A 23,482-nucleotide genomic window follows, 5' to 3' on the forward strand; every position below is an offset into this window, starting at 1 on the left:
CGCGCTCGCCCCGCCCCCGCTAGACGGAGGCCGCCCTGGCTCTGGCGGCATGCAGCTTCTTGTAGCTGTCGATCAGGCGCAGGTGCTTGTCCAGGCCCTCCAGCTTCATGCTGGTGGGGGTCAGGCCATGGAAACGCACGCTGCCGTTGACCGAACCTATGGCCGCATCCATGCGTTCATCGCCGAACATGCGACGGAAGTTGGCCTCATAGTCGGCCAGCTCCAGGTCGTCGTCCAGCTGCACTTCCAGCACCACGTTGAGCGCCTGGTAGAACAGGCCGCGCTCGACGCTGTTGTCGTTGTACTGCAGGAAGGCCTCGGTCAGCGCCTTGGCCTCGTCGAACTTCTTCAGGGCGAGATAGATCAGCAGCTTGAGTTCGAGGATGGTCAGCTGGCCCCAGACGGTGTTGTCGTCGAACTCGATGCCGATCAGGGTACTGATATCGGTGTAGTCATCGACCTCGCACTGCTCCAGGCTCTTGAGCAGGCTCTTCAGACGCAGGTCGCTCAGGCTGTGCAGGTTGAGGATGTCGGAGCGGAAGATCAGCGCCTTGTTGGTGTTGTCCCAGATCAGGTCCTCGACCGGGTAGATCTCCGAGTAGCCCGGCACCAGGATGCGGCAGGCGTTGGCACCGAGGTCGTCGTACACGGCCATGTACACCTCCTTGCCCATGTCTTCGAGGATGCCGAACAGGGTCGCCGCCTCCTGCTGGTTCGAGTCCTCGCCCTGGCCGGAGAAGTCCCATTCGACGAACTCGTAGTCGGCCCTGGCGCTGAAGAAGCGCCAGGACACCACGCCGCTGGAGTCGATGAAGTGCTCGACGAAGTTGTTCGGCTCGGTCAGCGCCTGGCTCTCGAAGGTCGGCTGCGGCAGGTCGTTGAGGCCCTCGAAGCTGCGCCCCTGCAGCAGTTCGGTGAGGCTGCGCTCCAGCGCCACCTCGAAGCTCGGGTGGGCGCCGAAGGAGGCGAACACGCCGCCGGTGCGCGGGTTCATCAGGGTCACGCACATCACCGGGAATTCGCCACCCAGGGATGCGTCCTTGACCAGCACCGGGAAGCCCTGCTCCTCCAGGCCCTTGATCCCGGCGACTATGCCCGGGTACTTGGCCAGCACTTCCTGCGGCACGTCCGGCAGGGCCAGCTCGTTTTCCAGAATCTCGCGCTTGACCGCGCGCTCGAAGATTTCCGACAGGCACTGCACCTGCGCTTCGGCCAGGGTGTTGCCGGCGCTCATGCCGTTGGACAGGTAGAGGTTCTCGATCAGGTTGGACGGGAAGTACACCGTCTCGCCGTCCGACTGGCGCACGAAGGGCAGCGAGCAGATGCCGCGCGCCTTGTTGCCGGAGTTGGTGTCGTACAGGTGCGAGCCGCGCAGCTCGCCGTCCGGGTTGTAGATGGCCAGGCAGTAGTCGTCGAGGATCTCCTCCGGCAACGCGTCGCGCGGGCCCGGCTTGAACCAGCGCTCGTTGGGGTAATGCACGAAGTCGGCGCCCGCGATCTCCTCGCCCCAGAACTGGTCGTTGTAGAAGAAGTTGCAGTTCAGCCGCTCGATGAACTCGCCCAGCGCCGAGGCCAGCGCGCTCTCCTTGCTCGCGCCCTTGCCGTTGGTGAAGCACAGCGGCGACTGGGCGTCGCGGATATGCAGCGACCAGACGTTGGGCACTATGTTGCGCCAGGAGGCGATCTCGATCTTCATCCCCAGCTCGGCGAGGATGCCGGACATGTTGGCGATGGTCTGCTCCAGCGGCAGGTCCTTGCCGAGAATGCGCGTGCCCGGGCCTGCGGTCAGCGCCGGGATCAGCAGGGCCTGGGCGTCGGCATCGAGGTTTTCCACTTCCTCGATGACGAAGTCGGGGCCGGTCTGCACCACCTTCTTCACGGTGCAGCGGTCGATGGAGCGCAGGATGCCGATGCGGTCCTTCTCGGAGATGTCCGCCGGCAGCTCGACCTGGATCTTGAAGATCTGCTTGTAGCGGTCGTCCGGGTCGACGATGTTGTTCTGCGACAGGCGGATATTATCCGTGGGGATGCCCCGCGTCTGGCAGTACAGCTTGACGAAGTAGGCCGCGCACAGCGCCGAGGACGCCAGGAAGTAGTCGAACGGCCCCGGCGCCGAGCCGTCGCCCTTGTAGCGGATGGGCTGGTCGGCGATCACCGTGAAGTCATCGAACTTGGCTTCGAGACGGAGGTTGTCGAGAAAGTTGACCTTGATTTCCATGGGGCTACCGAACGCAGGCGAGACGAAAAGGCCGCCATTATCCGGCTTTTGCGCGGGAAGTCTTGTACCGCCTGGGAGACACGCCAGAGGCGTTACAATGCCCACCCCGATCGGGCCTGCCCGGAGCCACGCCTTCCATGTTCACCCTGACCCACCTGACCACCCCGCCGCCCGAGTCCCTGAACAGCCAGGTGCTGCAGATGGTGGTGGACTGCTTCGGCGATCTCAGCCCGGCACCGCTCGCCCCCAGCAACCCGCTGTACCAGCTGTACCAGTACGTGATCGGCTTCGAGGTGCACCTGTACCTGCAGGCCATGGGCGGCGACCCGGCCAGCTGCGCGCGGCTGATCCTGGCGCTGGACGATGAGGACCCGTCCCGCGTGCTGGGCTTCGCCCTCTACCTGCCCAGCCCGGACGATGCCGACGCCTGCACCCTGCTCTACCTGGCGGTGCAGCCCAGCCACCGGCGCCGCGGCATCGCCCGCGCCATGCTGGCGCAGATGCAGCTGCTGCACCCGCATGCCGCGCTGGCCTGCGTAGCCAGCCGCGTGCCGACCTTCGAGGCCATGGGCTTTCAGGTGCTGGGCGCGCGCGGGCCGCAGGTGCTGATGAACAGCCGCGACCAGGCCTCGGACGGCCTGGTCGCGGTGCAGGATCTGGCGCCGATCTTCCAGTCCAAGGAAGTCCGGCAGATCCATGCCTATCTGCTCAAGCAGCACGGCCAAAAGGCCATGCGCGACGCCGAGAAGCAGCGCGACCGCCTGCTCGACCAGCTGGCCTACCAGGCCGAGGCGCTGGTGCAACAGCGCCGGCGCCTGCACTGAGCCTCAGCGCTTGACGCAGACGAACAGCGCGTTGCCGCTGGCGCCGTCCCAGGGAATGATCTTCTGGTAGTCGTGGGCGAAAACCTGCACCTCGAAATGCGGCTGCAGCAGCGCCTGCAACTCGGCGAAGCTCACCGCCACCATCGGGTGCTCGTCGTGCCACACCTGATGCCGGTCGTCCTGCTGCCGCTCGATGCGCAGGCGCAGCGCCTGCTGTTCGCCCTCGCCGCGGTAGTGCCAGCCGGAGCCGAAGGTGAACAGGCCATCGGCATGCCGCGCGCTGTGCGAGACGAACGAGGCGTTGTCGATCCTGTGCTTGTCCACCGCGTTGAAGCACAGCAGCCCGCCTGCGGCCAGGGCGGCATGGGCGCTGGCGATGCAGGCCTTGAGGCGCGCGATGCTGGCGCTGTAGTGGATCGAATAGAGGAAGCAGGTGATCAGGTCCTGCGCCTCGTCCACGCGGAAGGCGCACATGTCCTGCAGGCTGAAACGCGCCTGCGGGCAACGCAGGGCGGCGCGGTCGAGCATCGGCTGGTTGATGTCCAGGCCGCTGCTGCAGTAGCCGGCATCGAGGAAGTGCCGCACATGCGGGCCGGTTCCGCAGGCCAGGTCGAGATGGCGCCTGCCGCCATTGCCGAACAGCTGCATCAGGCGCTGCACACTGCGGCTCTGCGCCTGGTAGTCGATGTCCGCGCACATCAGATCGTAGTAACCCGACAGGTCGGTATAGAGCGCATTGCCGGGCATGGGAACCTGCGAGTCAGAGGGGCAAGCTGGAGGGCGGCGCATCATATCCCAAGCCGCCGCGCGCGAGCTGAAGCCGACCGACCAATCGTCCAGAAAACGCCGCGTTTGCGCAGCCGGCGTATGGTGGGAGAAACAGCCGAGGGAGGATGGGCCATGTTCCAGGTGAAACGACAAGGCGATAACCGTCTCGATGTGGACTTCGCCGGCAAGCTCGACCGCGCCGAGATGCGCAGCGCGCTGGACGAGCTGGAGCGCCAGGCCGAGGGCATCGAGCACGGCCGTATGCTCTACCGCATCGGCGAGTTCAAGCTGCCGACCCTGGGCGCCTTCGGCGAGGAGATGACGCGCCTGCCGCGCATGATCCGCTTCGCCCGGCGCTTCGAGCGCATGGCCGTGGTGGCCGACAAGCAGTGGTTGCGCACCGCCAGCGAGATCGAGGGTGCCCTGATCCCGGGTCTGAAGATCAAGGCCTTCGCCCGGGACCAGGAGGAGAGTGCCGAAGCCTGGTTGCGTAGCTAGCACGCCACGCCACGCCATCCCGCACTGCGGGGCGGCCTGATGCCCCGGGTGTTTCTGCGCCTGCCGGGCCGTGCAGGGTTCACAACCGCGACAGATTCGCGGGATGCTGCGGAACCTTGCCTCCATGCACGCCCCTAAGCGTCTCCCTGCCCCCCAGCGAGAACCCGAGCATGCCCACCCTTGTCCGCCTGTGCCTGCTGAGCGTCGTCGCCCTGTCGCTCGCCGCCTGCTTCGAGCAGAAACCGGACGAAGTGCAGAGCAAACTCTGCGTCTACAACACCGATGCCCAGGCCGAGCGCTGCAAGGCCGGGCAGATGGCCTGGTTCCGCCCGGAGAACGGCCAGCTGATCACCGAGCAGATGGCGCTGAGCGTGGCGGCGGCTTACTGCGACTTCGCTCATGAGGTGATGCACAACCGCGCCGGCGTGGTCTGCGTGTTCACCGACCAGCGCCTCGCCAGCGTCAAATAAGACCCGGTCTGCCGACCGTGCGACCAGTAGCTCGCGCCGACGTCCGCAAGCCCTGCGCCAGGACGATGTCGAACACCCCGCTGCGCCCCGCGCCTTCGGCCCGCAATTCGATCACGTTGTCCGGATGCTCGCTGGCCCAGGGGGCCTTGGCGATGTAGGGGTCGCCGGCGAAGTACAGCTGCAGGGTCACCGGCACGTGCAGCGCCTCCATCACCCGGAAGTGGATATGCGCCGGCCGGGTGTTTCCACCGTACTGTTCCAGCCCCGGCAGGTTCGCTGGCACCGGGTAGCGCCCGGGCATCACCGTCTCGATGCGATAGCGGCCCTGGGCATCGGTGTAGAGCATGCCGCGCAGGTGGAAGTTGCCCTTGTCGGTGTAGTTGCCTGGCGTCTGGGTGTCGTACAGGCCGACACTGTTGGCCTGCCAGACCTCGACCAGGGCGTTGGGCACGGGCGTGCGGCAGTCGGCGCTGAGCACGGTGCCGCTCACCACCAGGCGCTCGCCAGGCTCCTGCGATCCGGCCAGCCTGGCCAGAAAGGGTGCGCCGAAACGGTAGTAGGGCCCGAGGATATCGCCGCTGGCGATGCGGCAGCCCTGCCCCGCCAGCGCCGGAGCGGCCAGCAGACCGCCACCGAGGATCAATCCACCATAGAGAAAGTGGCGCCGCGTAAGGCCCGCGCCTGCCTGTTGCCGCTTGTCCACGCCCACCTCCCGGCCGCAGCCTGCGGAGCACCCCTGTGCCGCTTCAGTATAGGCGGCGCGCCACTCAACCCGGCACGCGAGACCGATACGCGGCGAACAGCTTGTGCGCGGTGTCGACGAAAGGCCGCAGGGTCAGGCTGTAGAGGGTCAGGTAGCGATGCGGGTCACGCTCGGCGGTGCCGAAGTTGAGGCGCTCCGGCTCGGCCGTGGTGGTGTAGAGGGTGCCGAACATCCAGTCCCAGATCGACAGGTTGGTGCCGAAGTTCTTGTGGAAGTGGTGTGGCGCGTCGCTGTGGTGGATCTGGTGCTGCGCCGGGCTGTTGATCAGATGCTCCAGACGGGGCCCGAACGACAGCCAGACGTGGCTGTGGCGCAGGTTGGCGGCCAGACAGTTGAAGACGAACACCAGGTAGGTCACGCCGAACAGGGTGTAGCGGCTGACTTCGCCGCCGCACAGGTACCAGAAGGTGCCGGCATAGGCGCCGAGCAGCACGGCAGTGAACAGGCTGTCGACGATCTTCTCGACGAAATGCACGCGGCTGGCGGTCAGCGGCACCAGCACCGGCGCGGCGTGATGCACCTTGTGGAATTCCCACAGCCAGCGGGTATGGAAGGCGCGGTGGGTCCAGTAGCTGGCGAAGTCGCTGATCAGGAACACGCCCAGGCCGTAGAGCAGGCTCAGGCCGAGGTTCTCGCCGAGTTGCGGGCGCGCGCCCCAGAGTCGGGTGAAGAAGGCCGCGTAATCGGCCGAGCGCAGCACATAGGGGTCGACCAGGCCGATGATCGGCAGCACCAGCAACAGCTTGAGCAGCACGCGCACGAAGTAGTAGCGGTAGTCGAGCAGTGCCGAGGGGTGCAGGTGCACGCGGCTGCCACCGATGAACTGCCAGAAGGAACGCGCCTCGCTCTGCCCCAGGTGGCGCCGCCGGCGATACAGCAGATAGGCCACGCCATAGGACAGGCCGATGAAGAAGACGCCGATGCGCCCGTTAAGGTCGAACAGCCCCCTGACCTGCTTGATCAGTGCGGCCAGCAGCACGCCCGCCTGCTCGTAGAGCGGCAACAACTCTTCCACACACCACCCCCCGATGAGAAGCGGCGCAATGATAAGCAAGGATCAATCGTTAGCAAATGCGAATTCGCAGCAATTCGTCGGACTCGGTGCCCGCCCTGCGCCGCGAAGTCGCGACAGCGCCGTACGGCCGGTGGCCGATTGAAGGCCTATCTCGCGTGATTCCGGCCGGGGTAACATGCGGTAATCCTTGCGCGCTCGCCCGCACATGCCGTGGCCAGTCGCTTGGGGTAAAAGAGTCTCCCGCCGTCCGTCATTCGTAGTCCTCCATGCCGCCTTTTCTCGCCCGCCACCTGCCCAGCCGTGAACAACTCGCCCGCAATCGCTTCCTGCGCTGGCTGGGGCCCTTCCTGCACCACACCCACCTGTGGGTCTGGTCGCGGCATGGCGTGGCGCTGGGCGTGAGCATCGGCATCTTCTTCGGCCTGCTCATCCCCATCGCCCAGATTCCCTTCTCGGTCGGTGCCGCCGTGGTGCTGCGAGCCAACGTGCCGGCGGCGGCGGCCAGCACCCTGGTGACCAACCCGGTCACCTTCGCCCCGGTCTACTACGCCGCCTACCGGGTCGGCGCGCGCCTCACCGGTGCCGAGGTCGAGGCCGCGCCGGAGCTGCCGGTGCCGCTGGAGCCGGCCGCCGACCAGCGCTCGATCTGGCAGCGCATCGGCGATGTCGGCGCACCGCTGATCACCGGCCTGGCCGTGTTCGCCTGCATCGGCGGGCTGGGCATGTACCTGCTGATCAGCCTGCTGTGGGTGACGCTCGAACAGCTGCGCAAGCGGCGCCGACGGCAGCCCTGACTCCCGCGCCGGGCACACCGCCCGGCATCTCGCCGTGCCACCCTCCCCGCGCCCCGCTACAATGCGCGCCTCGCCGTGCCGCGCCTGAATAAAGAAGAACCGCCATGTCCCTGCCCAAACACCATCTGGAACTGCTCAGCCCTGCCCGCGATGTGAGCATCGCCCGCGAGGCCATCCTGCATGGGGCCGATGCCGTGTACATCGGCGGGCCGAGCTTCGGCGCGCGGCACAACGCCTGCAACGAGGTCAGCGATATCGCCGAGCTGGTGAAGTTCGCCCGCCGCTACCACGCGCGGGTGTTCACCACCCTCAACACCATCTTCCACGACGACGAGCTGGAGCAGGTGCGCACACTGATCCACCAGCTCTACGACGCCGGCGTCGATGCGCTGATCGTGCAGGACATGGGGGTGATGGAGCTGGATATTCCGCCCATCGAGCTGCATGCCAGCACCCAGACCGATATCCGCACCCTGGAACGGGCCAAGTTCCTCGACCAGGCCGGTTTCTCCCAGCTGGTGCTGGCGCGCGAGCTGAACCTGCAGGAAATCCGCCGCATCAGTGAGGCCACCGACGCGGCCATCGAGTTCTTCATCCACGGCGCGCTGTGCGTGGCCTTCTCCGGCCAGTGCAACATCTCCCATGCGCAGACCGGGCGCAGCGCCAACCGCGGCGACTGCTCGCAGGCCTGCCGCCTGCCCTACACCCTGAAGGACGAGAAAGGCGGGGTGATCGCCTACGAGAAACACCTGCTGTCGATGAAGGACAACAACCAGAGCGCCAACCTGCGCGCCCTGGTCGAGGCCGGCGTGCGCTCGTTCAAGATCGAGGGGCGCTACAAGGACATGGGCTACGTGAAGAACATCACCGCCCACTACCGCCAGCTGCTCGACGCCATCCTCGAAGACCGCCCGGACCTCGCTCGCGCCTCCAGCGGCCGCACCGCGCACTTCTTCGTGCCCGATCCGGACAAGACCTTCCACCGCGGCAGCACCGACTACTTCGTCACCGAGCGCAAGGTCGACATCGGCGCCTTCGACTCGCCGACCTTCACCGGCCTGGCTGTGGGCTTTGTTGAGAAAGTGAATAAGCGCGACCTGATCGCCGTCACCGATACCCCGCTGTCCAACGGCGACGGCCTCAACGTGCTGGTCAAGCGCGAGGTGGTGGGTTTTCGCGCCAATATCGCCGAGCTGAAAAATGAGTTCGAGGAAGACGGCGAGAAGCGCTACCGCTACCGCGTCGAACCCAACGAGATGCCCGAGGGCCTGCTGCGCCTGCGCCCCAACCATCCGCTCTCCCGCAACCTGGACCATAACTGGCAGCAGGCGCTGCTCAAGACTTCGGCCGAACGCCGTATCGGCGTTAGCTGGAAGGTTTCGCTACGCGAAGAGCAGCTGAAACTGACCGCCACCAGCGAGGAAGGCATCAGCGTCGATGTAGAGCTTCCCGGCCCGTTCGGCCTGGCCAACAAACCTGAGCAGGCACTGGACGGCCTGCGCGACCTGCTGACCCAGCTCGGCACCACCGACTACCACGCTCTGGACGTGGCGCTGGATGCCCCGCAGGCCTTGTTCGTGCCCAACTCGCAGCTCAAGGCCCTGCGCCGCGAGGCCATCGACAAGCTGACCGAGGCACGCGTGGCCGCCCATCCGCGCGGCTCGCGCAAGGCCGAGGCGATTCCTGCGCCGGTGTACCCCGAGTCGCACCTGTCGTTTCTCTACAACGTGTACAACCAGAAGGCCCGCGACTTCTACCACCGCCACGGCGTGCAGCTGATCGACGCGGCCTACGAGGCCCACGAGGAAGAAGGCGAAGTGCCGGTGATGATCACCAAGCACTGCCTGCGCTTCTCCTTCAACCTCTGCCCCAAGCAGGCCAAGGGCGTAACGGGAGTGAAGACCAAGGTCGCGCCGATGCAGCTGGTCCAGGGCGACGAGGTGCTGACCCTGAAGTTCGACTGCAAGCCCTGCGAGATGCACGTGGTCGGCAAGATGAAGGGGCATATCCTCGACCTGCCGCAGCCGGGCAGCGCGGCGCACAGCAAGATGGTCGCCAGCATCAGCCCGGAAGACCTGCTCAAGACCATCCGCAACAAGCCGGGCTACAGCCACTGACGGTGACGTTCCGGCCGGCCACGCCAGTTCCAGCGCCCGCGAGAAACGCCGCGCCGCCCAGCCAGTGCGGCGTTTTCCTATACCTGCCTGGCGGCGCTCAGGGCGCGCCAAACAGCGCTGTCCAGTAGATGCCGGCGTCGCTCTTGGGGTCCACCGCATAGGCGGCGCCCAGTTCGCTGAACGCGGGGTTCATCAGGTTGGCGCAGTGCCCGGGGCTGGCCAGCCAGCCGGCCACCACCCGGTCCGCCGCGTCCAGGCCGGCGGCGATATTCTCGCCAATCATCCCGCCCGCGTAGCCGGCCAGCTCGGCGCGGTCGCCGGGGGTGCGGCCGTCGCGGTCGCGGTGGTCGAAGTAGTTACCGTTGGCCATGGCGCGGCTGTGGCTCTGCGCCGTGCTGGCCAGGGTGGCATTCCAGGCCAGTGGCGCGCCGGCGGCATAGGGCTGGCCGCCGCACTGGCGGGCCTGGGCGCGGGCCGCGTTGATCCGCTCCAGCAGCTTCTGCCCTTCCGCCTGCCAATCGCCCAGGCGCCCGCCGAGCAGCGGGCGGGCCAGGACGATGCGCCAGTCGCGCTCGGCGCGGCTGACGCCGATATCGACGAACTGCGGATCGAGCAGCACCCGGCAGAAGCTTTCGCGCAGCGCCTGCATGGCCGACTGGGCGTCGCGCGGCCCCGACAGCGTGATCGCCTGCACATTGACCATGGGGTAGCCGGTGCGCGCCAGGGCGTCCTGCAGGTCGCCGCCGGCCACCGACAGCACCAGGCGCGGGTCGCCGCTCAGCGGCGGCAGTTCCGCCGAGGCCTGTTCGGCGCAGCGCTGCACCTGGCCGCGATAGGCGTTGATCGCCTCGATCAGGCGGGCCTCGTCGGCCGCCTGGGCGACGGTGGCGCAGAGGCCTAAGGACAACAGGACGAAAGAGCTGACGCGCATGCACACCTCCCGGGTTCGGATGGCGGCATGATGCGCGATTTTCGCCGCTGGCGCAGCTTGTCGCCGGTGTGCGCAACGGCTAGCTTGGGCGGTCCATGGATAGCCCGAGAACAGGAGTTCGCGCATGACCGATTACCTCAAGCTGAACCAGGCCAACTGGGACGAGCGTGCGCCCCTGCACGCGGCCTCCGTCGACTACCAAGTGGAGCGCCTCGTCGCCGAGCCGCAGCACCTGTCGGAGGTGGTGCGCTTCGATCTGCCGCGCCTGGGCGACATCGCCGGGCTGCGCGCTCTGCATCTGCAATGCCATATCGGCACCGACACCCTGTCGCTCGCCCGCCTGGGCGCGCGGATGACCGGCCTGGACTTCTCCGCCGCCTCGCTCGCCGAGGCGCGCCGCCTGGCAGAGCGTTGCGCCACGGCCATCGACTATGTCGAGGCATCCGTCTACGACGCCGCCCAGGTGCTGCAGCCCGGCTCCTTCGACCTGATCTACACCGGCATCGGCGCCCTCAACTGGCTGCCGCGCATCGAACCCTGGGCGCGCACCGTGGCCAGCCTGCTCAAGCCGGGCGGGCGGCTGTTCATGCGTGAATGGCACCCGATGGCGATGGCGCTGGACGAGGAGCGCCAGAACGAACTGGTGATCCGCCATGCCTACTTCGAGCGCGAGGAGCCGCTGGTGTGGGACGACGACAGCACCTATGTACAGACCGACGGCAAGTTGAACGCCAGCCTGACTCACGAGTGGAACCATGGCCTGGGCGAAGTCATCGGCGCGCTGCTGGCCCAGGGCATGCGCCTGACCGCGCTGGAGGAGCACGACAGCCTGCCCTGGGAGGCGCTGCCCGGGCAGATGTGCCTGGACGAGCTGGGCGAATGGCGGCTGCAGCGCGAGCGCTGGCGCCTGCCGCTGAGCTACAGCCTGCAGGCGGTGCGAGACCACTAGTGGCCTGTTTGGCTAATTCAAATATCCAATTTCGGCGCCAGGCTTCGCCATACGTCGTTGCCGCTCCTCGCCGTAGCTCTGCTACGACTCGTCGCGGCGCCTAGTCTGGCAAACCCTGGCACTCGAACTTGAATGCACGAATTAACCGCACAGGCCACTAGACGTAGATGCTGACGCCGCCGCGTGCCTGCAGCCAGTCGCGGTAAGTGGCCAGCGACTCGGTGCGCTGGCCGTCGTTGAAGCCGACGAAGCCATCGCTGTCGCCGAGGCCGGCGTCGATCAGTTTCTCCACCTGGGCCAGCAGCTTGCCGGCATCGTCGCGGTCCATGGCCGCCACATCGGGCAGCTCGATCCCGCTCGACAATTCTTGCGCCCGCTGACTGGCGCCGAGGTGCAGACCACGGCCGCTGTCGAGCGCGCGCAGCAGGCCGCCCTCGCCACGCGCCAGCAGCTGCCGCGCCAGGGCGCGCAGTTCGGCGACGGGGTCCTTGCTGCCCTCGGCGGGCCTCTCCTGACTGGCGCCCGAAGTGGCGGGGGTGATCTTGGCGGCACTGGCGAGGTAGCTGGCCAGCGGCGCGGTGCCGTTGATGGTGGTCATGGCAGTGCCCTGCGAGAGTCCGTTTCGACTAGCGAAGCAGAATGCGGGCCAGATCCCCGAAAGCCCATGATTAAAGGCCTGCAGAGCATCTCTGCAGTACCCGGGCAGGAAATGCCTTGCCGCTCCGGGCAAGGCCTTGCCGCCCAGGCGCTCGGCACTGGCGAACAGGCTGGCGCGACTGGCACCATGGGCCGCAATGGATTGCCGACAGGACAGAAAATGCCCGACCTCCCCAGCTTCACCACCGCCCGCCTGACGCTGCGCCCGCTGCAGCTGGACGACGCGCCTGCCATCCAGCGCCTGTTTCCGCAGTGGCAGATCGTCCGCTACCTGGCCAAGCGGGTGCCCTGGCCCTATCCGGCCGATGGTGCCCTGACCTATGTGCGCGACTTCTGCCTGCCGGCCATGCGCCGCGGCAGCGAATGGCACTGGAGCCTCTTCCCGCGGCAGCAGCCGCAGACCCTGATCGGCCTGATCAGCCTCTACGACAATCCGGACGATAACCGCGGCTTCTGGCTCGACCCGCACTGGCAGGGCCAGGGCCTGATGCGCGAGGCCTGCGCGGCGGTGACCGCCTACTGGTTCGAAGTGCTGCAACGGCCGCTGCTGCGCGCGCCCAAGGCCATGGCCAACCGGGCCTCGCGACGCATCTCAGAGCGCCTTGGCATGCGCCTGGTCGACGTGAGCGAGAGCGACTATGTCGGCGGTCGCCTCGCCACCGAAATCTGGCAGATCAGCCGCGAGGAGTGGCTGCAGCGCACAGTAGCGACGGGCGACCTGCCATAGCGCCGCCCTTTGCGCTAGGCTCTGCCCCCTATTCAACAGGAGGACATCCCATGCCCCGCGCCAGCGCCCGCCACATCCTGGTTTCCAGCGAAGCCAAGTGCAACGAACTGAAGGCCGCCATCGAAGGCGGCGCCGACTTCGCCCAGCTGGCGAAGGAACACTCCACCTGCCCGTCCAGCCGCGACGGCGGCAACCTGGGTAGCTTCGGCCCGGGCCAGATGGTTCGCGAATTCGATCAGGTGGTGTTCAGCGCCCCGGTCGGCGTGGTCCAGGGCCCGGTGAAGACCCAGTTCGGCTACCACCTGGTGGAAGTCACCAGCCGCCAGGACTGAAGGTCCGCGGACATGCAAAAACGCCGGCTGATGCCGGCGTTTTTCGTGGTGAATGGCTTAGCTGCTGCGCAATCGCTGCTCGGCCAGGAAGTCCTCTTCCAGCAGCATGTCCCGCAGCAGCGGATTGCCGCTCTCGACGCTATCGCGGTGGCTCGGGCTGCGCTTGCCACGCAAGCGGCCGATCTGGTGTTCGAGGGCGTGGCCGAGCTTCGCCATGGCGCCGTCGAAGGCGAACTCCAGGGACTCGGCCCTGTGGGTGACGGATAGCGGCTGAAGCCCCTTGGGCCGCGCCTCGATCTGGCAGCGCTTGTCGTTGGCGCCGGCCTTGCTGCCGTTTTCGTCGTTGAAATGCACGACCACGCGGGTCAGCTCCTCGTCGTAGCGCTCCAGTTGGCTGCCGAGGGTGGCGCTGACCCAGTTGACGAGACGGGCGCTGCCGTCGATATGGTTATCGCTGTGAACCTGGATTTGCATAAAGCCTTCCTTATTCAACTTCAACCATGAGCCGCCTCCAGGGCGGCAGCTCCAGACTACGCCCTCCAGGGGTAAAGTGAATAGCCGGAAGCACGGCGAAAAACTTTTGCCGTGCTCTGCACGGCCGCACCGGGCTCCCCCGGGCGGCCGCGGGCCAGCGCCTCAGAAGCGATAGCGCAGCGCCAGACTGCCCTGCGTCGTGCGGTTGGACATGCCACCGGCATCACCCTCGACGATCTCGCGAACACCGCCCTCGTCGATGCGTACCTTGCCCTTGCCTTCGCTGAACTCCTGATAGTCGACCTGGCCGCGCAGGCTGAGCCGCTCGCTGAAGCTATAGGCCAGGCCCAGGCTGGCGGCGCGCAGGTGCGAGCCTTCACCGGTACCGGTGAAGGTAGTGTCACGCTGGTGGTGGATGTCGTAGTCCTCGGCATCCACCCAGCGGCTGCCCCTGAGGCTGGCATCGATCTGCCAGTCTCCCCAACGATAGCGCCCGACCACACCGAGGTAGGGTGCCTTGTAGGTCTGCTCGTAGGTGATGCCCAGCTCGCCGTCGGGGAAATTGCCCTGCAGGTCGCGAAAGCCGAAATCCGAGGAGTAGGTGTAACTGCCGCCCTTCGCCTCCCACTTGTAATGGGTGTGCTGATAGCCGAGCAGCAGGCCGAGCTGCCAGTCGTCCTCGCGCAGCAGCCAGAAACTGGCCGCGGCATCCACCTGGTAGGCCCGCATCAGCCGAGTATCGGGATGGTAAGAGCGATCACTCCAGGCGCCTTCGCCCTCGACCAGCCAGTCGTAGTCGGTCATGGTGCTGTTGCCGGAGTCCAGCTTGGTCCAGCCGCTCAGGCTCAGGCCCAGCCAGGGCCTGGGCTCGACGACAAGCCCAGCGTGCAGGGTGGGCGCCTGCTCGATCTCCCAGAACAGCTGGCTGATCTTGGCGCCGCTCTGTGGGTCATAGACTTTCTCCTGGGAGCGGCCGGTCAGGTAACCGAGACCCAGGCTCAGCTCGGCCCCCTGCCAATTCCAGCTCGCCTCCCGCTCCAGCTGGGCCGCCGCCTGGGCGCCCCCGAGCCAGAGGACCACCGCCGCCATCGCCAGTGAGTTCGTCGCACGCATCGTTTCTCTCCTTGAAAAAGCGCGAATTCTGAACAGCCAGGCAAGCCGACGCAATCCATGCGGCACGGATGCCGGGCTCGTCGCAACCCGTTAGAATCACCCCCTCAATGCGCCCCGCCACGCGGGGCTTCGTTACCCGCAAACCGTGAGAGCAACATCATGGGCGCCCAGTGGAAAGCCAAACCCAAAGAAGCCGCCGCCAATGCCCGAGGAAAGATCTTCGGCAAACTGGTAAAGGAAATCATGATCGCCGCGCGTAACGGCGCCGACCCGGACATGAACCCCAAGCTGCGCCTGGCCGTGCACCAGGCCAAGAAGGCGTCCATGCCCAAGGACACCCTGGAGCGCGCCATCAAGAAAGGCGCGGGCCTCTCCGGCGAGGTGGTCAACTACGAACGCACCCTGTACGAGGGCTTCGCTCCGCATCAGGTGCCGCTGATCGTCGAATGCCTGACCGATAACGTGAACCGCACCGTGGCCGAGATCCGCGTGCTGTTCCGCAAGGGCCAGCTGGGCGCCTCCGGCTCGGTGAGCTGGGACTTCGACCACGTCGGCCTGATCGAGGCCAGCAGCGACAGCGGTGCCGATCCGGAACTGGCCGCCATCGAGGCCGGCGCCCAGGACTTCGCCCCGGACGACGAAGGCAGCACTCTGTTCATCACCGACCCGACCGACCTGGACGCCGTGTGCAAGGCGCTGCCGGAGCAGGGCTTCACCGTCAACTCGGCCAAGCTCGGCTACCGGCCGAAGAACCCGGTGACCAGCCTCACGCCCGAGCAGCTAGAAGAAGTCGAAGCCTTCCTCGAAGCCATCGACGGCCACGACGACGTGCAGAACGTCTACGTCGGCCTCGGCGGCTGATGAGCCGAGCCGACTACCACCAGCAGCACGCCGCACGCGCCGAGGCAGAGGCCCGGCGCCTGCTGGCCGAGCGCGCCAGCCTGGGCGCGCGCTGGCTGGACTGGGTGGCCGCCGAGCTGTACCGCCTCACCCCGCCCGAATACGCGGCCATGGTGCGCCGCGAACTGCAACGCCTGAACGGCCCATGAGCCTGCTGACCATCGCCGCCGCCTGCCTGCTGGACGCCGACGGCCGCCTGCTGCTGGTACGCAAGCGCGGTACCCGTGCCTTCATGCTGCCCGGTGGCAAGGTCGAGGCCGGCGAGGAACTGCTCGCCGCCCTCACCCGCGAGCTGCACGAGGAGCTCGACCTGCACCTGGACGAGACCGCGCTGCGCCCGCTGGGGCGCTACCGGGCCGAGGCCGCCAACGAGGCCGACACCCGGATCGACGCCAGCGTCTACCTCGCCCGCCTGCCCCGTCCGGTGCAGGCCGCCGCCGAGCTGGAGGAGCTGCGCTGGCACGACCCGCACCAGCCCGACGGCGACGACCTGGCGCCCCTGCTGCGCCTGCACGTGCTGCCGGCCCTGCGCCACCTGGCGCAGGGCTGAGCCACCCGCCCACTTCGGGGCTATGCTCTAAACAGTGCGGCATTCAGGCTGGCGCAGCCTGGGAGGTGAGGGTGACATTCGAGCCAAGGAGTCGATCCCGTCAATTTCGGAGGTAAGCACCATGAGCAAAGGTCTAGACCGGCACAAGGAGGCGAAGAAGAAGCCTCTGAAAACCGCCCAGGAGAAGCGCCTGGCCAAGCGCTCCAAGAAATCCGGCAACACCCTGCTGGGCAGCCACTCCCCCAACCAGTAACGCCCTCGCGCACCCGGCTCCGCCGGGTGTCGCCCCCTCGCACCTATCCGCCAGAGCAGACCGGGTAGTTTGCCCGCCGTACTCATAAGCCCCAGGCTCGACGGTGCTGGCATAATGCGCCCATCACCCGATGCGCGTGCGCATCGCCCAGCGCTCGGAAAGGAATGCCATCGATGCCCATGCGGCGCCTGCTGCTGGCCCTGCTGCTGATTGCCCCGCCCTGCCTGGCCGCGGAAGGCGTGCTGCGCTATCCGCGCGCACCGGCCGGCGACGAGTTCCGCGCCGTCTATCCGCTGGCCCTGCTCGAACTGGCCCTGCGCAAGGCCGGCAGCGAGTTGCGCATCCGGCCCTCGCACCAGCCCATGGAACAGGAACGTGCGCTGGTGAGCCTGGAACAGGGCGAGGCGGTGGATGTGGTCTGGACCATGACCAGCCGCGAGCGCGAGAGTCGCCTGCTGCCGGTGCGCATCCCGCTGGACAAGGGCCTGTACGGCTGGCGCATCGCCCTGCTGCGGGCCGACCGGCGCGAGCTGCTGCGCGACGTCGACAGCCTGGCCGACCTGCACGCACTGCGTGCCGGCCAGGGCCACGACTGGCCCGACACCCGCATCCTGCGCGGCCATGGCCTGCAGGTGCAGACCAGTTCCAGCTACGACAGCCTGTTCCTGATGCTGCGCGCCGGGCGCTTCGACTACTTCCCCCGCGCCGTGCTGGAGGCCCGCGCCGAGCTGCGGCAGCAGAACGCCTCGGAGCTGACGCTGGACAGCCATCTGGTGCTGCACTACCCCACCGCGCTGTACTTCTTCTTCTCGCGCAGCAACCCCGGCCAGGCCGAGATCGTGCGCCGCGGCCTGGAGCTGGCGCTGGCCGATGGCTCCTTCGAGCGGCTGTTCCGGCAACAGTATGGCGCCGACCTGCGCCTGGCCCGCCTGGAGCGGCGCCGGATCATCGAACTGGACAACCCGCTGCTGCCGGCACAGACACCGCTGCAGCGCGCCGAGCTGTGGTACCGCCCCTGAGCCTCAGTCGGCGGGGCGCGAGCCCCGCAGCGCGTTGCGGCTGTGCGCGCCGAAGTGGCGGAACAGCTCGATCAGCACTGCCTCCAGGGCCGGATCGGGTTGCGCCCGGGGCAGGCTGTTGCCCTCGCTGAAGCCCTTGGCGGCCGCTTCCTTGGCCATCCACGCGCCGATCAACGCATCGAACTCGTCGGCGCGGGCATGCGACTCGGCCGCCACCACGTCCGCCGCGTAGTCGACGTCGAAGGCCGGATAAGCGGCGTCCAGCCTCCGGTCGGCATAGGCCCGCAGTAGCGGGTCGTCCAGCCTGCCGGCATTCAGCAGCCCCTGCATGCGCTCGAACTGGTACTGCTCGATGGCCGTGTGGCGGTCGGCCACGCGCTGGATCGCCGCCTCGCGCTCCTCGGGATAGCCGACTTCGGCCTTGGCCGCGATCAGCAGCATGCCGGCGCTGTCCACGCCCGGCAGCACGCTGGCGTGATAGGGCTGGGTGAGGTCCTGCAGGTAGTGCATGGCCCAGCCGAGGAAGCGGTAGCCCCAGTAGGGGTGACCGCTGGCGAAGGCCAGCCGGGCCAGGCCGCTGTACTGGTAGATGCGCCAGTGCGGCAGGGTCTGCGCCAGATAGGGCGCGGCGGCGAAGATCAGCGCCGACTCGTGGTAGTAGCCGATGTGGAACGGCGCCTGCGAGGAGTACTCGAAGCGTGCGTCGCCGAACGGCTGCGGGCCGAAGTTGTAGCGCTGTCCGGCCTCGCCGGGGTTGTCGCTGAACAGATTGATGTCGTGGCCGTAGTCCGGCTCGTCCGCCGCGCTGGCCAGCACCTGCAGCGCCTCGACCTGCTCGCCGTCCTGCAGGGCCAGGTAACGCCAGTGGGTCCAGGGGCCGACCTTGCGGAACACCAGCACGTCCTCGCCACGCAGCAGCGCACGAGCGCCGCCATCCTGCCCCGGCAGTTGCTGGATGAAGCTGGCTAGCTTGATCTGCGGGTTGATGCGCAGGGCCTGGAGGAAGGCGCTGCGGCGGTCACCGCCGGCGCCGGCGCGCCAGCGCAGCTGGTCCGGACGCGCCGGATAATAGGCGAAGTGCTCGCGGGCGAAGGCCTCCTGCTCGTCCAGCAGCCGTTCGATGGCCGGCGCCTGGTCGGCGAGGAAGGCCTCCAGCGGCTCCACCTGCACCGACTCGCGCAGGCTCGCCTCCTCGCGCAGCGCCAGCAGGCTGCCGAGGCTATGGTTGGACCAGGCCAGGGACTGGCTAGACAGGCCGCCCAGCAGGGCGGCACACAGCAGGACGGCGACTCTCACGACGGCTCCGGACAGCGGATTGTGGCGCGCCAGCCTACCCAGCGAAGCGCGCGCAGGCACTGTCGGCTCGCGCCAGTCGCACTCACCGATCGGGCATCAGAGCAGCCAGGCGGCGAGCCCACCCAGCGCCGCCAACAGCATCAGCCCCAGCAGCATGGGCAGCACCCTGCTCGGCGGCTGCGGCGTCGGCGTCGCCTGCGCCCGGGCCGCCGCATGCAGCGGGTTGAGCGCCGCCTGGGCAGCAGCGGGGCGCGACGCCTTGGCCAGCGGCTTGGGCAGATCGACGGCGCGCACGAACTGGGTGGCGTCCTCGTTCTCCTCCGCGACCTGCTCGGCCTCCACTCGCGGCCCTATCACCAGCAGGGTGACCGAGCCCATGCGCAGCTGGTCGCCGGGCTTGAGCAGGGCGGCAGCGACCTTCTCGCCGTTGACGAACACGCCGTTGGCCGAGGCCAGGTCCTTGACCTGCAGCACCTCGTCCTTGAGATAGAACTCGCAGTGGCGGCGCGACAGCTGGGCATCGCCGAAGCACAGCTCGCACTTCACCGAACGGCCGAAGGTCATGGAGCCGGCGACATGAAACTTGCGTCCCTCGTGTTCGCCCTGCAGCACCTGGAGGAACCAGCGCTGGGCGGCCTCGGCGCGCGGCTGGGCCTTGCCCGGGTCGCTCAGCAGCAGCTCCACTTCGCCCAGGCGCAGGCAGTCGCCGGCGCGCAGTTGATAACGGCCGGCGATTCGCTCGTCGTTGACGAAGGTGCCCGACTCACTGCCGCAGTCGCTGACGAAGTAGTGACCGTGCTCCTGGCGCAGCTCGGCATGGAAGGCGCCGACTCCAGACGCCTCGATGACCAGTTGGTTGCGCCGGTCGCTGCCCAGGGCGATACGCTCCTCGACCAGCCAGATGGGTGCCTGACGGCCGTCCTTGAAGTGCAGTTTGAGCATGATGCAGGGAGTCCTGACGGTCACTGGCCGAAGATATTGTTCCACACCCGCTTGATCGGGTTTTCCTTGTTTTCCCGCGTCTCACGAGCCTCGCGAGTCGCCGCGCGGGCACGGGCACTACGCGCCTCGTCGAGCAGGCGCTGGTGCTCGTCGCGCATGGCGAGCAGCTCGGGATTCTGTTCCTCGGCCTGCAGGCCGCGCTCGATCATGGCCAGCGCCGCGGGAAAGTCGCTGCGGCGGTAGGCGGCATTGGCCAGGTCACGGTACAGCAGGGCTACTCGCTTGAGCCCCGCCAGTGCATCGGCGTGGTCCGGCGCCCAACCGAGGATCTGTCGATAGTAGTACACCGCGCTGTCCTCCTCGGGCAGCAACAGGCGCTTGTCGGCGATGCTCTGCTCGGCCAACTGCAGATTGCGTGCGACGCGCGCGGCGAGCACGCGCTGCAGGCCGTCCAGGGCGGCGGCATGCTGCGGGTCGACGAGCAGGGCCTGGCGGAAGTAGTAGTCGGCATTGTCCTCGGCCGGCGCGGTGAGCAGGCCATCGGCCAGGCGCCGCTCGGCCTGTTCGAGGAAGGCGGCGATGCGCGCGTCGCGGATGCGCTGCAGGCCGGCCAGGGCCTCGCCATTGTCGGCGTCCAGGACGAGAATCTGGCGGAAGTAGTGCTCGGCGCTGTCCTGCTCCGGTTCGATCAACTGGCCGGCGGCGAAGCGCTGTTCGGCCTGGGCCAGCAGCGCCCCGATCTGCCGCTGCTCGCGGATGTACAGGCCGGCCGAGGTCAGGGTGCCGAGCAACACCAGCAGGCTCAGCGCCAGCAGCAGCGGCATGGCCGAGCGGCGCTTGCGCGGCGCAGGCGGCGCCTCGAGCAGCTTCGCCACCGGGCGCAGCTGGGTCTGCTCCAGGTCGCTCAGCTCCATCTGCTCCAGGGCGGCGAGCAGTTCCCGACAATCGGCAAAGCGCTCGCCCGGCTCCTTCGCCAGCATGCGCGCCAGCACGCCGCGCCAGGCGCCCAGGCTGGACGGCAGCGGCGGCTCCAGCTGCACGTGGTTGACCACGGTCTGGGTGTAGTTGCCGCCGCGGAAGGGATTGCTGCCGGTGAGCATCTCCAGCAGGATCACGCCCAGGCTGTAGATGTCGCTGCGCGCGTCCAGCGCCTGGCACTGGGCCTGCTCCGGGCTGCTGTAGGCCGGGCTGCCGACGGCCACGCCGAACTGGGTCAGCTCGCTGTCGATGTCCAGGTCCTTGGCCACGCCGAAGTCGGTCAGCACCGCCGTGCCGTCGTCGCGGAACAGGATGTTGGCCGGCTTCACGTCGCGGTGCACCAGGCCCCTGTCGTGCACCACGGCCAGGCCGCTGGCGATCTGACGGACGATCTGCAGGGCACGCTCGGGGGCGAACAGCTCGCCCTTGCGCCGCGCCAGGTCGCCGCCGGGGAGGAACTCCATGGCCAGGTAGTGGCGGCCGTCGGGCAGGCAGTCGACATCGAAGATAGTGATGATCGACGGGTGATTGAGCGAGGCGACTATGTGCGCTTCCTTGACGAAGCGCGCCCCGAAACTCTGATCCTCGGCGCTGCGCAGCACCTTGATCGCCACCTTGCGGTGCAGCGACTCCTGGGTGGCGAGGTAGACCTCGGCCATGCCGCCCTTGCCCAGCCGGCCGTGCACGCGGTAACCGGGGATATCCAGCAGAGTGTCGCTCATGGTTGCTTGTCAGTGCCTGCGCGATTGCAGCCAACGGCTGATGAAGTTGCGGGGTCTGGCGTCGACCTCGGTCGACTCGTCCAGTTGGCGCCCGAGTACGATGCAGGAGATATTGTCTCTGCCGCCCTGCTGATTCGCCAGCCCCACCAGTTGCTCGACCAGCGCGTCCAGGGTCGTCGCGCTGGCGCAGAGCTTGTGGATCTGCTCGTCCTCCAGTTCGCCGGTCAGGCCGTCGCTGCACAGCAGCAGCAACTCGCCCGGTGCCAGGCTGCCCTGCACCCGCCCCACGTCCAGGGCCTGATCGTTCTGCCCCAGACACTGGGTGACCAGATTGCGCCGCGGATGATGGCGCGCCTCCTCGGCGCTCAGCTGGCCGGCGTCGACCATCGCCTGCACCCAACTGTGATCGTGGCTGAGACGCTCGATGCCCTCTAGGCTGATGCGGTAGGCGCGACTGTCGCCGACCCAGGCGAGTTCGAAGTCGTCATCCTGGAAGCGCACCGCCACCAGGGTGCTGCCCATGCGCCGGCCGCCCTGCTCCTGCACCTCGGCCAGGATGGCCCGGTTGGCGGCATGGATGGCGCCGTCCAGATCGTTGCCGGCGGCCACGGCCTGGGCCAGGTGCTCGACGGCCAGGCCACTGGCCACCTCGCCACACTGATGCCCGCCCATGCCATCGGCGACCGCCCACAGGCCGAGCCGGGGCTGGCAAAGCACGGCGTCCTCGTTGTGCGTCCGTACTCGCCCGGCAACGCTCTGCGCCGCATACACCAGGGACTGCGTCGACATGACTGTTTCACTCTCTTACTGCACTGAGGCGCATGATGCGACGCCGTATCGAGACTGTCAGCCCGATAGACGCGAACTGTTAAGCAGTCGTCAGCGACCGGCACGACATGCCAGGACCATCATCCGATGCCGGTCGAGGGGCAAGTTATCCGAGAAAGGTGGTTCTGACCGAGCAACGGCAAGCGCTAGCGACTGCCTTGAACCTCGTAGCTGTGCTGCCCCGGGAGACGCTGTATCTCGATGCCGCCGGGGTACTCGATGCTCTGCCGAATGCCGCCGCTCTGGCGAACGCTGGAACCGCCCTGGATCTGCACCCGACTGCTGCCATAGCCCTGGCTGGGCACGGCATGGCCACCGTAGACGTCGTAGCTCTGGCTGCGTACGGAGCCACTGATGCTGCCGGAGGCGCCGGGACTGACGTACTCGATGGGCATGGGCTGGCGCACGGGCTCGGCGGCCAGCGCCAGGCCACTGAACAGGCCGCTCAGCAGCAGGATCGTGTTGCGCATGGCGACGCTCCAATCGCTCTCATGGCTCGATGCTACGCCTTGGCAAGGCCGTACAGTAGCCCCTGGCCAGCTGCCACGATTGGCAGGCGCGCGAGCATCGGTATGATGCGGCGCTTTTTGGGATGCCGTATCCATGCCCATGCGCTTGGCCCTGCTGTTGCTCAGCTGTATCGCCCTGCCCTCCCTCGCCGCACCACCGCGCACCTTCGCCGAAGCCAAGAATGTCGCCTGGCGGCTCTACGCCCAGCAGTCGGTCGAGTTCTATTGCGGCTGTCGCTACAGCGGCAAGCGGGTCGACCTGCAGAGCTGCGGCTATCAGCCGCGCAAGAATCCGCAACGGGCAGCGCGCATCGAGTGGGAGCATCTGGTCCCGGCCTGGCTCATCGGCCACCAGAGGCGCTGCTGGCAACAGGGTGGACGCCAGCACTGCGCGCGCCATGACGAGGCTTTCCGCCGCGCCGAGGCAGACCTGTTCAACCTGGTGCCGAGCATCGGCGAAATCAACGGCGACCGCAGCAACTTCGCCTTCGCCTGGCTGCCGCAAGCACCGCACCAGTACGGCGCCTGCTCCATGGTGGTGGACTTCAAGGCGCGCAAGGCCATGCCGCGCCCGCGGGTGCGCGGGATGATCGCCCGCACCTACTTCTATATGAGCCAGCGTTACGACCTGCGCCTGTCGAACCAGCAGCGCCAGTTGTTCGAGGCCTGGAGTCGGCATTATCCGGTCGAGCCCTGGGAGCGCCAGCGCAACCAGCGCATTGCCTGTGTGATGGGTTGGGGCAACCCCTTCGTCGGCTCCGTGGACCTGAGCCGCTGTCGTTGAAGCACTCCGTTCAACGGAAAAAGCAGAAATCCTTAGGAGAATGTCGCCGAT

The 23,482-nt window shown here is 67.5% G+C and carries 27 protein-coding genes; 14 read left to right on the forward strand and 13 right to left on the reverse strand.

The window, feature by feature from the left end; translation table 11 throughout:
- Window positions 1–19: 19 nt before the first annotated feature.
- Complete coding sequence (locus AAFN46_RS10080) at window positions 20–2,218, reverse strand: OsmC domain/YcaO domain-containing protein (protein ID WP_347808550.1); 2,199 nt, start codon at window positions 2,216–2,218, stop codon at window positions 20–22.
- Between the two features lie 137 nt (window positions 2,219–2,355).
- On the opposite strand from AAFN46_RS10080, the gene AAFN46_RS10085 reads away from it, so the two are divergent.
- On the forward strand, window positions 2,356–3,042 hold the full coding sequence (locus AAFN46_RS10085; protein ID WP_347808551.1) for a GNAT family N-acetyltransferase: 687 nt from the start codon (window positions 2,356–2,358) through the stop codon (window positions 3,040–3,042).
- A gap of 3 nt (window positions 3,043–3,045) precedes the next feature.
- Here AAFN46_RS10085 and AAFN46_RS10090 read toward each other — a convergent pair whose 3' ends face one another.
- On the reverse strand, window positions 3,046–3,789 hold the full coding sequence (locus AAFN46_RS10090; protein WP_347808552.1) for a class I SAM-dependent methyltransferase: 744 nt from the start codon (window positions 3,787–3,789) through the stop codon (window positions 3,046–3,048).
- Window positions 3,790–3,942: 153 nt separating this feature from the next.
- Between AAFN46_RS10090 and AAFN46_RS10095 the strand changes: the two genes are divergently transcribed.
- Entirely contained in the window at window positions 3,943–4,308 is a 366-nt protein-coding gene (locus AAFN46_RS10095; RefSeq protein ID WP_347808553.1) for an STAS/SEC14 domain-containing protein, read from the forward strand.
- A gap of 170 nt (window positions 4,309–4,478) precedes the next feature.
- Window positions 4,479–4,778: a hypothetical protein gene (locus tag AAFN46_RS10100; protein WP_347808554.1), complete on the forward strand. Its 300-nt coding sequence runs from the start codon at window positions 4,479–4,481 to the stop codon at window positions 4,776–4,778.
- On the opposite strand, the gene AAFN46_RS10105 is transcribed toward AAFN46_RS10100, so the two are convergent.
- Window positions 4,771–5,481 carry a twin-arginine translocation pathway signal protein gene (locus tag AAFN46_RS10105; RefSeq protein WP_347808555.1) on the reverse strand — a complete coding sequence of 237 codons (711 nt, stop codon included), beginning with the start codon at window positions 5,479–5,481 and terminating at the stop codon, window positions 4,771–4,773. The two genes, AAFN46_RS10100 and AAFN46_RS10105, sit on opposite strands and share 8 nt — an antisense overlap.
- A 64-nt stretch (window positions 5,482–5,545) precedes the next feature.
- Window positions 5,546–6,547 carry a sterol desaturase family protein gene (locus AAFN46_RS10110; protein WP_347808614.1) on the reverse strand — a complete coding sequence of 334 codons (1,002 nt, stop codon included), beginning with the start codon at window positions 6,545–6,547 and terminating at the stop codon, window positions 5,546–5,548.
- Between the two features lie 275 nt (window positions 6,548–6,822).
- On the opposite strand from AAFN46_RS10110, the gene AAFN46_RS10115 reads away from it, so the two are divergent.
- Window positions 6,823–7,350: a DUF2062 domain-containing protein gene (locus tag AAFN46_RS10115; RefSeq protein ID WP_347808556.1), complete on the forward strand. Its 528-nt coding sequence runs from the start codon at window positions 6,823–6,825 to the stop codon at window positions 7,348–7,350.
- Window positions 7,351–7,454: 104 nt separating this feature from the next.
- On the forward strand, window positions 7,455–9,467 hold the full coding sequence (locus AAFN46_RS10120; protein ID WP_347808557.1) for a U32 family peptidase: 2,013 nt from the start codon (window positions 7,455–7,457) through the stop codon (window positions 9,465–9,467).
- Between the two features lie 97 nt (window positions 9,468–9,564).
- Here AAFN46_RS10120 and AAFN46_RS10125 read toward each other — a convergent pair whose 3' ends face one another.
- Window positions 9,565–10,398, reverse strand: a complete 834-nt coding sequence (locus tag AAFN46_RS10125; protein WP_347808558.1) for a CAP domain-containing protein — start codon at window positions 10,396–10,398, stop codon at window positions 9,565–9,567.
- 124 nt (window positions 10,399–10,522) lie between these two features.
- Here AAFN46_RS10125 and AAFN46_RS10130 point away from each other — a divergent pair, with 124 nt between their 5' ends.
- Entirely contained in the window at window positions 10,523–11,347 is an 825-nt protein-coding gene (locus tag AAFN46_RS10130) for a class I SAM-dependent methyltransferase (protein ID WP_347808559.1), read from the forward strand.
- Window positions 11,348–11,504: 157 nt separating this feature from the next.
- On the opposite strand, the gene AAFN46_RS10135 is transcribed toward AAFN46_RS10130, so the two are convergent.
- Window positions 11,505–11,945: a hypothetical protein gene (locus AAFN46_RS10135; RefSeq protein WP_347808560.1), complete on the reverse strand. Its 441-nt coding sequence runs from the start codon at window positions 11,943–11,945 to the stop codon at window positions 11,505–11,507.
- Window positions 11,946–12,164: 219 nt separating this feature from the next.
- Between AAFN46_RS10135 and AAFN46_RS10140 the strand changes: the two genes are divergently transcribed.
- Complete coding sequence (locus tag AAFN46_RS10140; protein WP_347808561.1) at window positions 12,165–12,731, forward strand: GNAT family N-acetyltransferase; 567 nt, start codon at window positions 12,165–12,167, stop codon at window positions 12,729–12,731.
- A 50-nt stretch (window positions 12,732–12,781) separates the two neighbouring features.
- Entirely contained in the window at window positions 12,782–13,063 is a 282-nt protein-coding gene (locus AAFN46_RS10145) for a peptidylprolyl isomerase (protein WP_347808562.1), read from the forward strand.
- A 57-nt stretch (window positions 13,064–13,120) separates the two neighbouring features.
- Here the strand turns inward: AAFN46_RS10145 and AAFN46_RS10150 are convergent, their stop codons facing one another.
- A complete protein-coding gene (locus tag AAFN46_RS10150) occupies window positions 13,121–13,537 on the reverse strand; it encodes an HPF/RaiA family ribosome-associated protein (protein WP_347808563.1) in 417 nt (138 codons plus the stop codon).
- A gap of 162 nt (window positions 13,538–13,699) precedes the next feature.
- The gene (locus AAFN46_RS10155) at window positions 13,700–14,650 is read right to left on the reverse strand and encodes an omptin family outer membrane protease (protein WP_347808564.1); all 951 of its coding nucleotides are present in this window, start codon (window positions 14,648–14,650) and stop codon (window positions 13,700–13,702) included.
- Window positions 14,651–14,809: 159 nt separating this feature from the next.
- Here AAFN46_RS10155 and AAFN46_RS10160 point away from each other — a divergent pair, with 159 nt between their 5' ends.
- The 5 genes from AAFN46_RS10160 to AAFN46_RS10180 all read left to right on the forward strand — a co-directional run bounded on the left by AAFN46_RS10160 (window position 14,810) and on the right by AAFN46_RS10180 (window position 17,372).
- Window positions 14,810–15,511: a YebC/PmpR family DNA-binding transcriptional regulator gene (locus AAFN46_RS10160; protein WP_347808565.1), complete on the forward strand. Its 702-nt coding sequence runs from the start codon at window positions 14,810–14,812 to the stop codon at window positions 15,509–15,511.
- Window positions 15,511–15,699, forward strand: coding sequence for a hypothetical protein (locus AAFN46_RS10165; protein WP_347808566.1), 189 nt, complete (start codon window positions 15,511–15,513; stop codon window positions 15,697–15,699). The genes AAFN46_RS10160 and AAFN46_RS10165 overlap by 1 nt, the downstream gene beginning before the upstream one ends.
- A complete protein-coding gene (locus AAFN46_RS10170; RefSeq protein WP_347808567.1) occupies window positions 15,696–16,100 on the forward strand; it encodes an NUDIX domain-containing protein in 405 nt (134 codons plus the stop codon). Before AAFN46_RS10165 ends, AAFN46_RS10170 begins: the two co-directional genes overlap by 4 nt.
- A gap of 121 nt (window positions 16,101–16,221) precedes the next feature.
- Window positions 16,222–16,353: a hypothetical protein gene (locus AAFN46_RS10175; RefSeq protein WP_347808568.1), complete on the forward strand. Its 132-nt coding sequence runs from the start codon at window positions 16,222–16,224 to the stop codon at window positions 16,351–16,353.
- A 173-nt stretch (window positions 16,354–16,526) separates the two neighbouring features.
- Window positions 16,527–17,372 (forward strand): hypothetical protein, encoded by an 846-nt coding sequence (locus AAFN46_RS10180; protein ID WP_347808569.1) that lies wholly within the window; start codon window positions 16,527–16,529, stop codon window positions 17,370–17,372.
- Window positions 17,373–17,375: 3 nt separating this feature from the next.
- Here the strand turns inward: AAFN46_RS10180 and AAFN46_RS10185 are convergent, their stop codons facing one another.
- The 5 genes from AAFN46_RS10185 to AAFN46_RS10205 form a co-directional block, all read right to left on the reverse strand.
- A complete protein-coding gene (locus AAFN46_RS10185) occupies window positions 17,376–18,668 on the reverse strand; it encodes a phospholipase (RefSeq protein ID WP_347808570.1) in 1,293 nt (430 codons plus the stop codon).
- 96 nt (window positions 18,669–18,764) lie between these two features.
- The gene (locus AAFN46_RS10190; protein WP_347808571.1) at window positions 18,765–19,610 is read right to left on the reverse strand and encodes an FHA domain-containing protein; all 846 of its coding nucleotides are present in this window, start codon (window positions 19,608–19,610) and stop codon (window positions 18,765–18,767) included.
- A 20-nt stretch (window positions 19,611–19,630) separates the two neighbouring features.
- A complete protein-coding gene (locus AAFN46_RS10195; RefSeq protein ID WP_347808572.1) occupies window positions 19,631–21,310 on the reverse strand; it encodes a protein kinase in 1,680 nt (559 codons plus the stop codon).
- Between the two features lie 9 nt (window positions 21,311–21,319).
- Window positions 21,320–22,099: a protein phosphatase 2C domain-containing protein gene (locus AAFN46_RS10200; RefSeq protein ID WP_347808573.1), complete on the reverse strand. Its 780-nt coding sequence runs from the start codon at window positions 22,097–22,099 to the stop codon at window positions 21,320–21,322.
- 185 nt (window positions 22,100–22,284) lie between these two features.
- Window positions 22,285–22,608 carry a hypothetical protein gene (locus AAFN46_RS10205; protein ID WP_347808574.1) on the reverse strand — a complete coding sequence of 108 codons (324 nt, stop codon included), beginning with the start codon at window positions 22,606–22,608 and terminating at the stop codon, window positions 22,285–22,287.
- A 139-nt stretch (window positions 22,609–22,747) separates the two neighbouring features.
- Here AAFN46_RS10205 and AAFN46_RS10210 point away from each other — a divergent pair, with 139 nt between their 5' ends.
- Entirely contained in the window at window positions 22,748–23,431 is a 684-nt protein-coding gene (locus AAFN46_RS10210) for an endonuclease I family protein (protein ID WP_347808615.1), read from the forward strand.
- The last annotated feature ends 51 nt before the right edge of the window (window positions 23,432–23,482 follow it).

This window comes from Pseudomonas sp. CAU 1711 (assembly GCF_039888625.1).
GTDB lineage: Bacteria > Pseudomonadota > Gammaproteobacteria > Pseudomonadales > Pseudomonadaceae > Aquipseudomonas.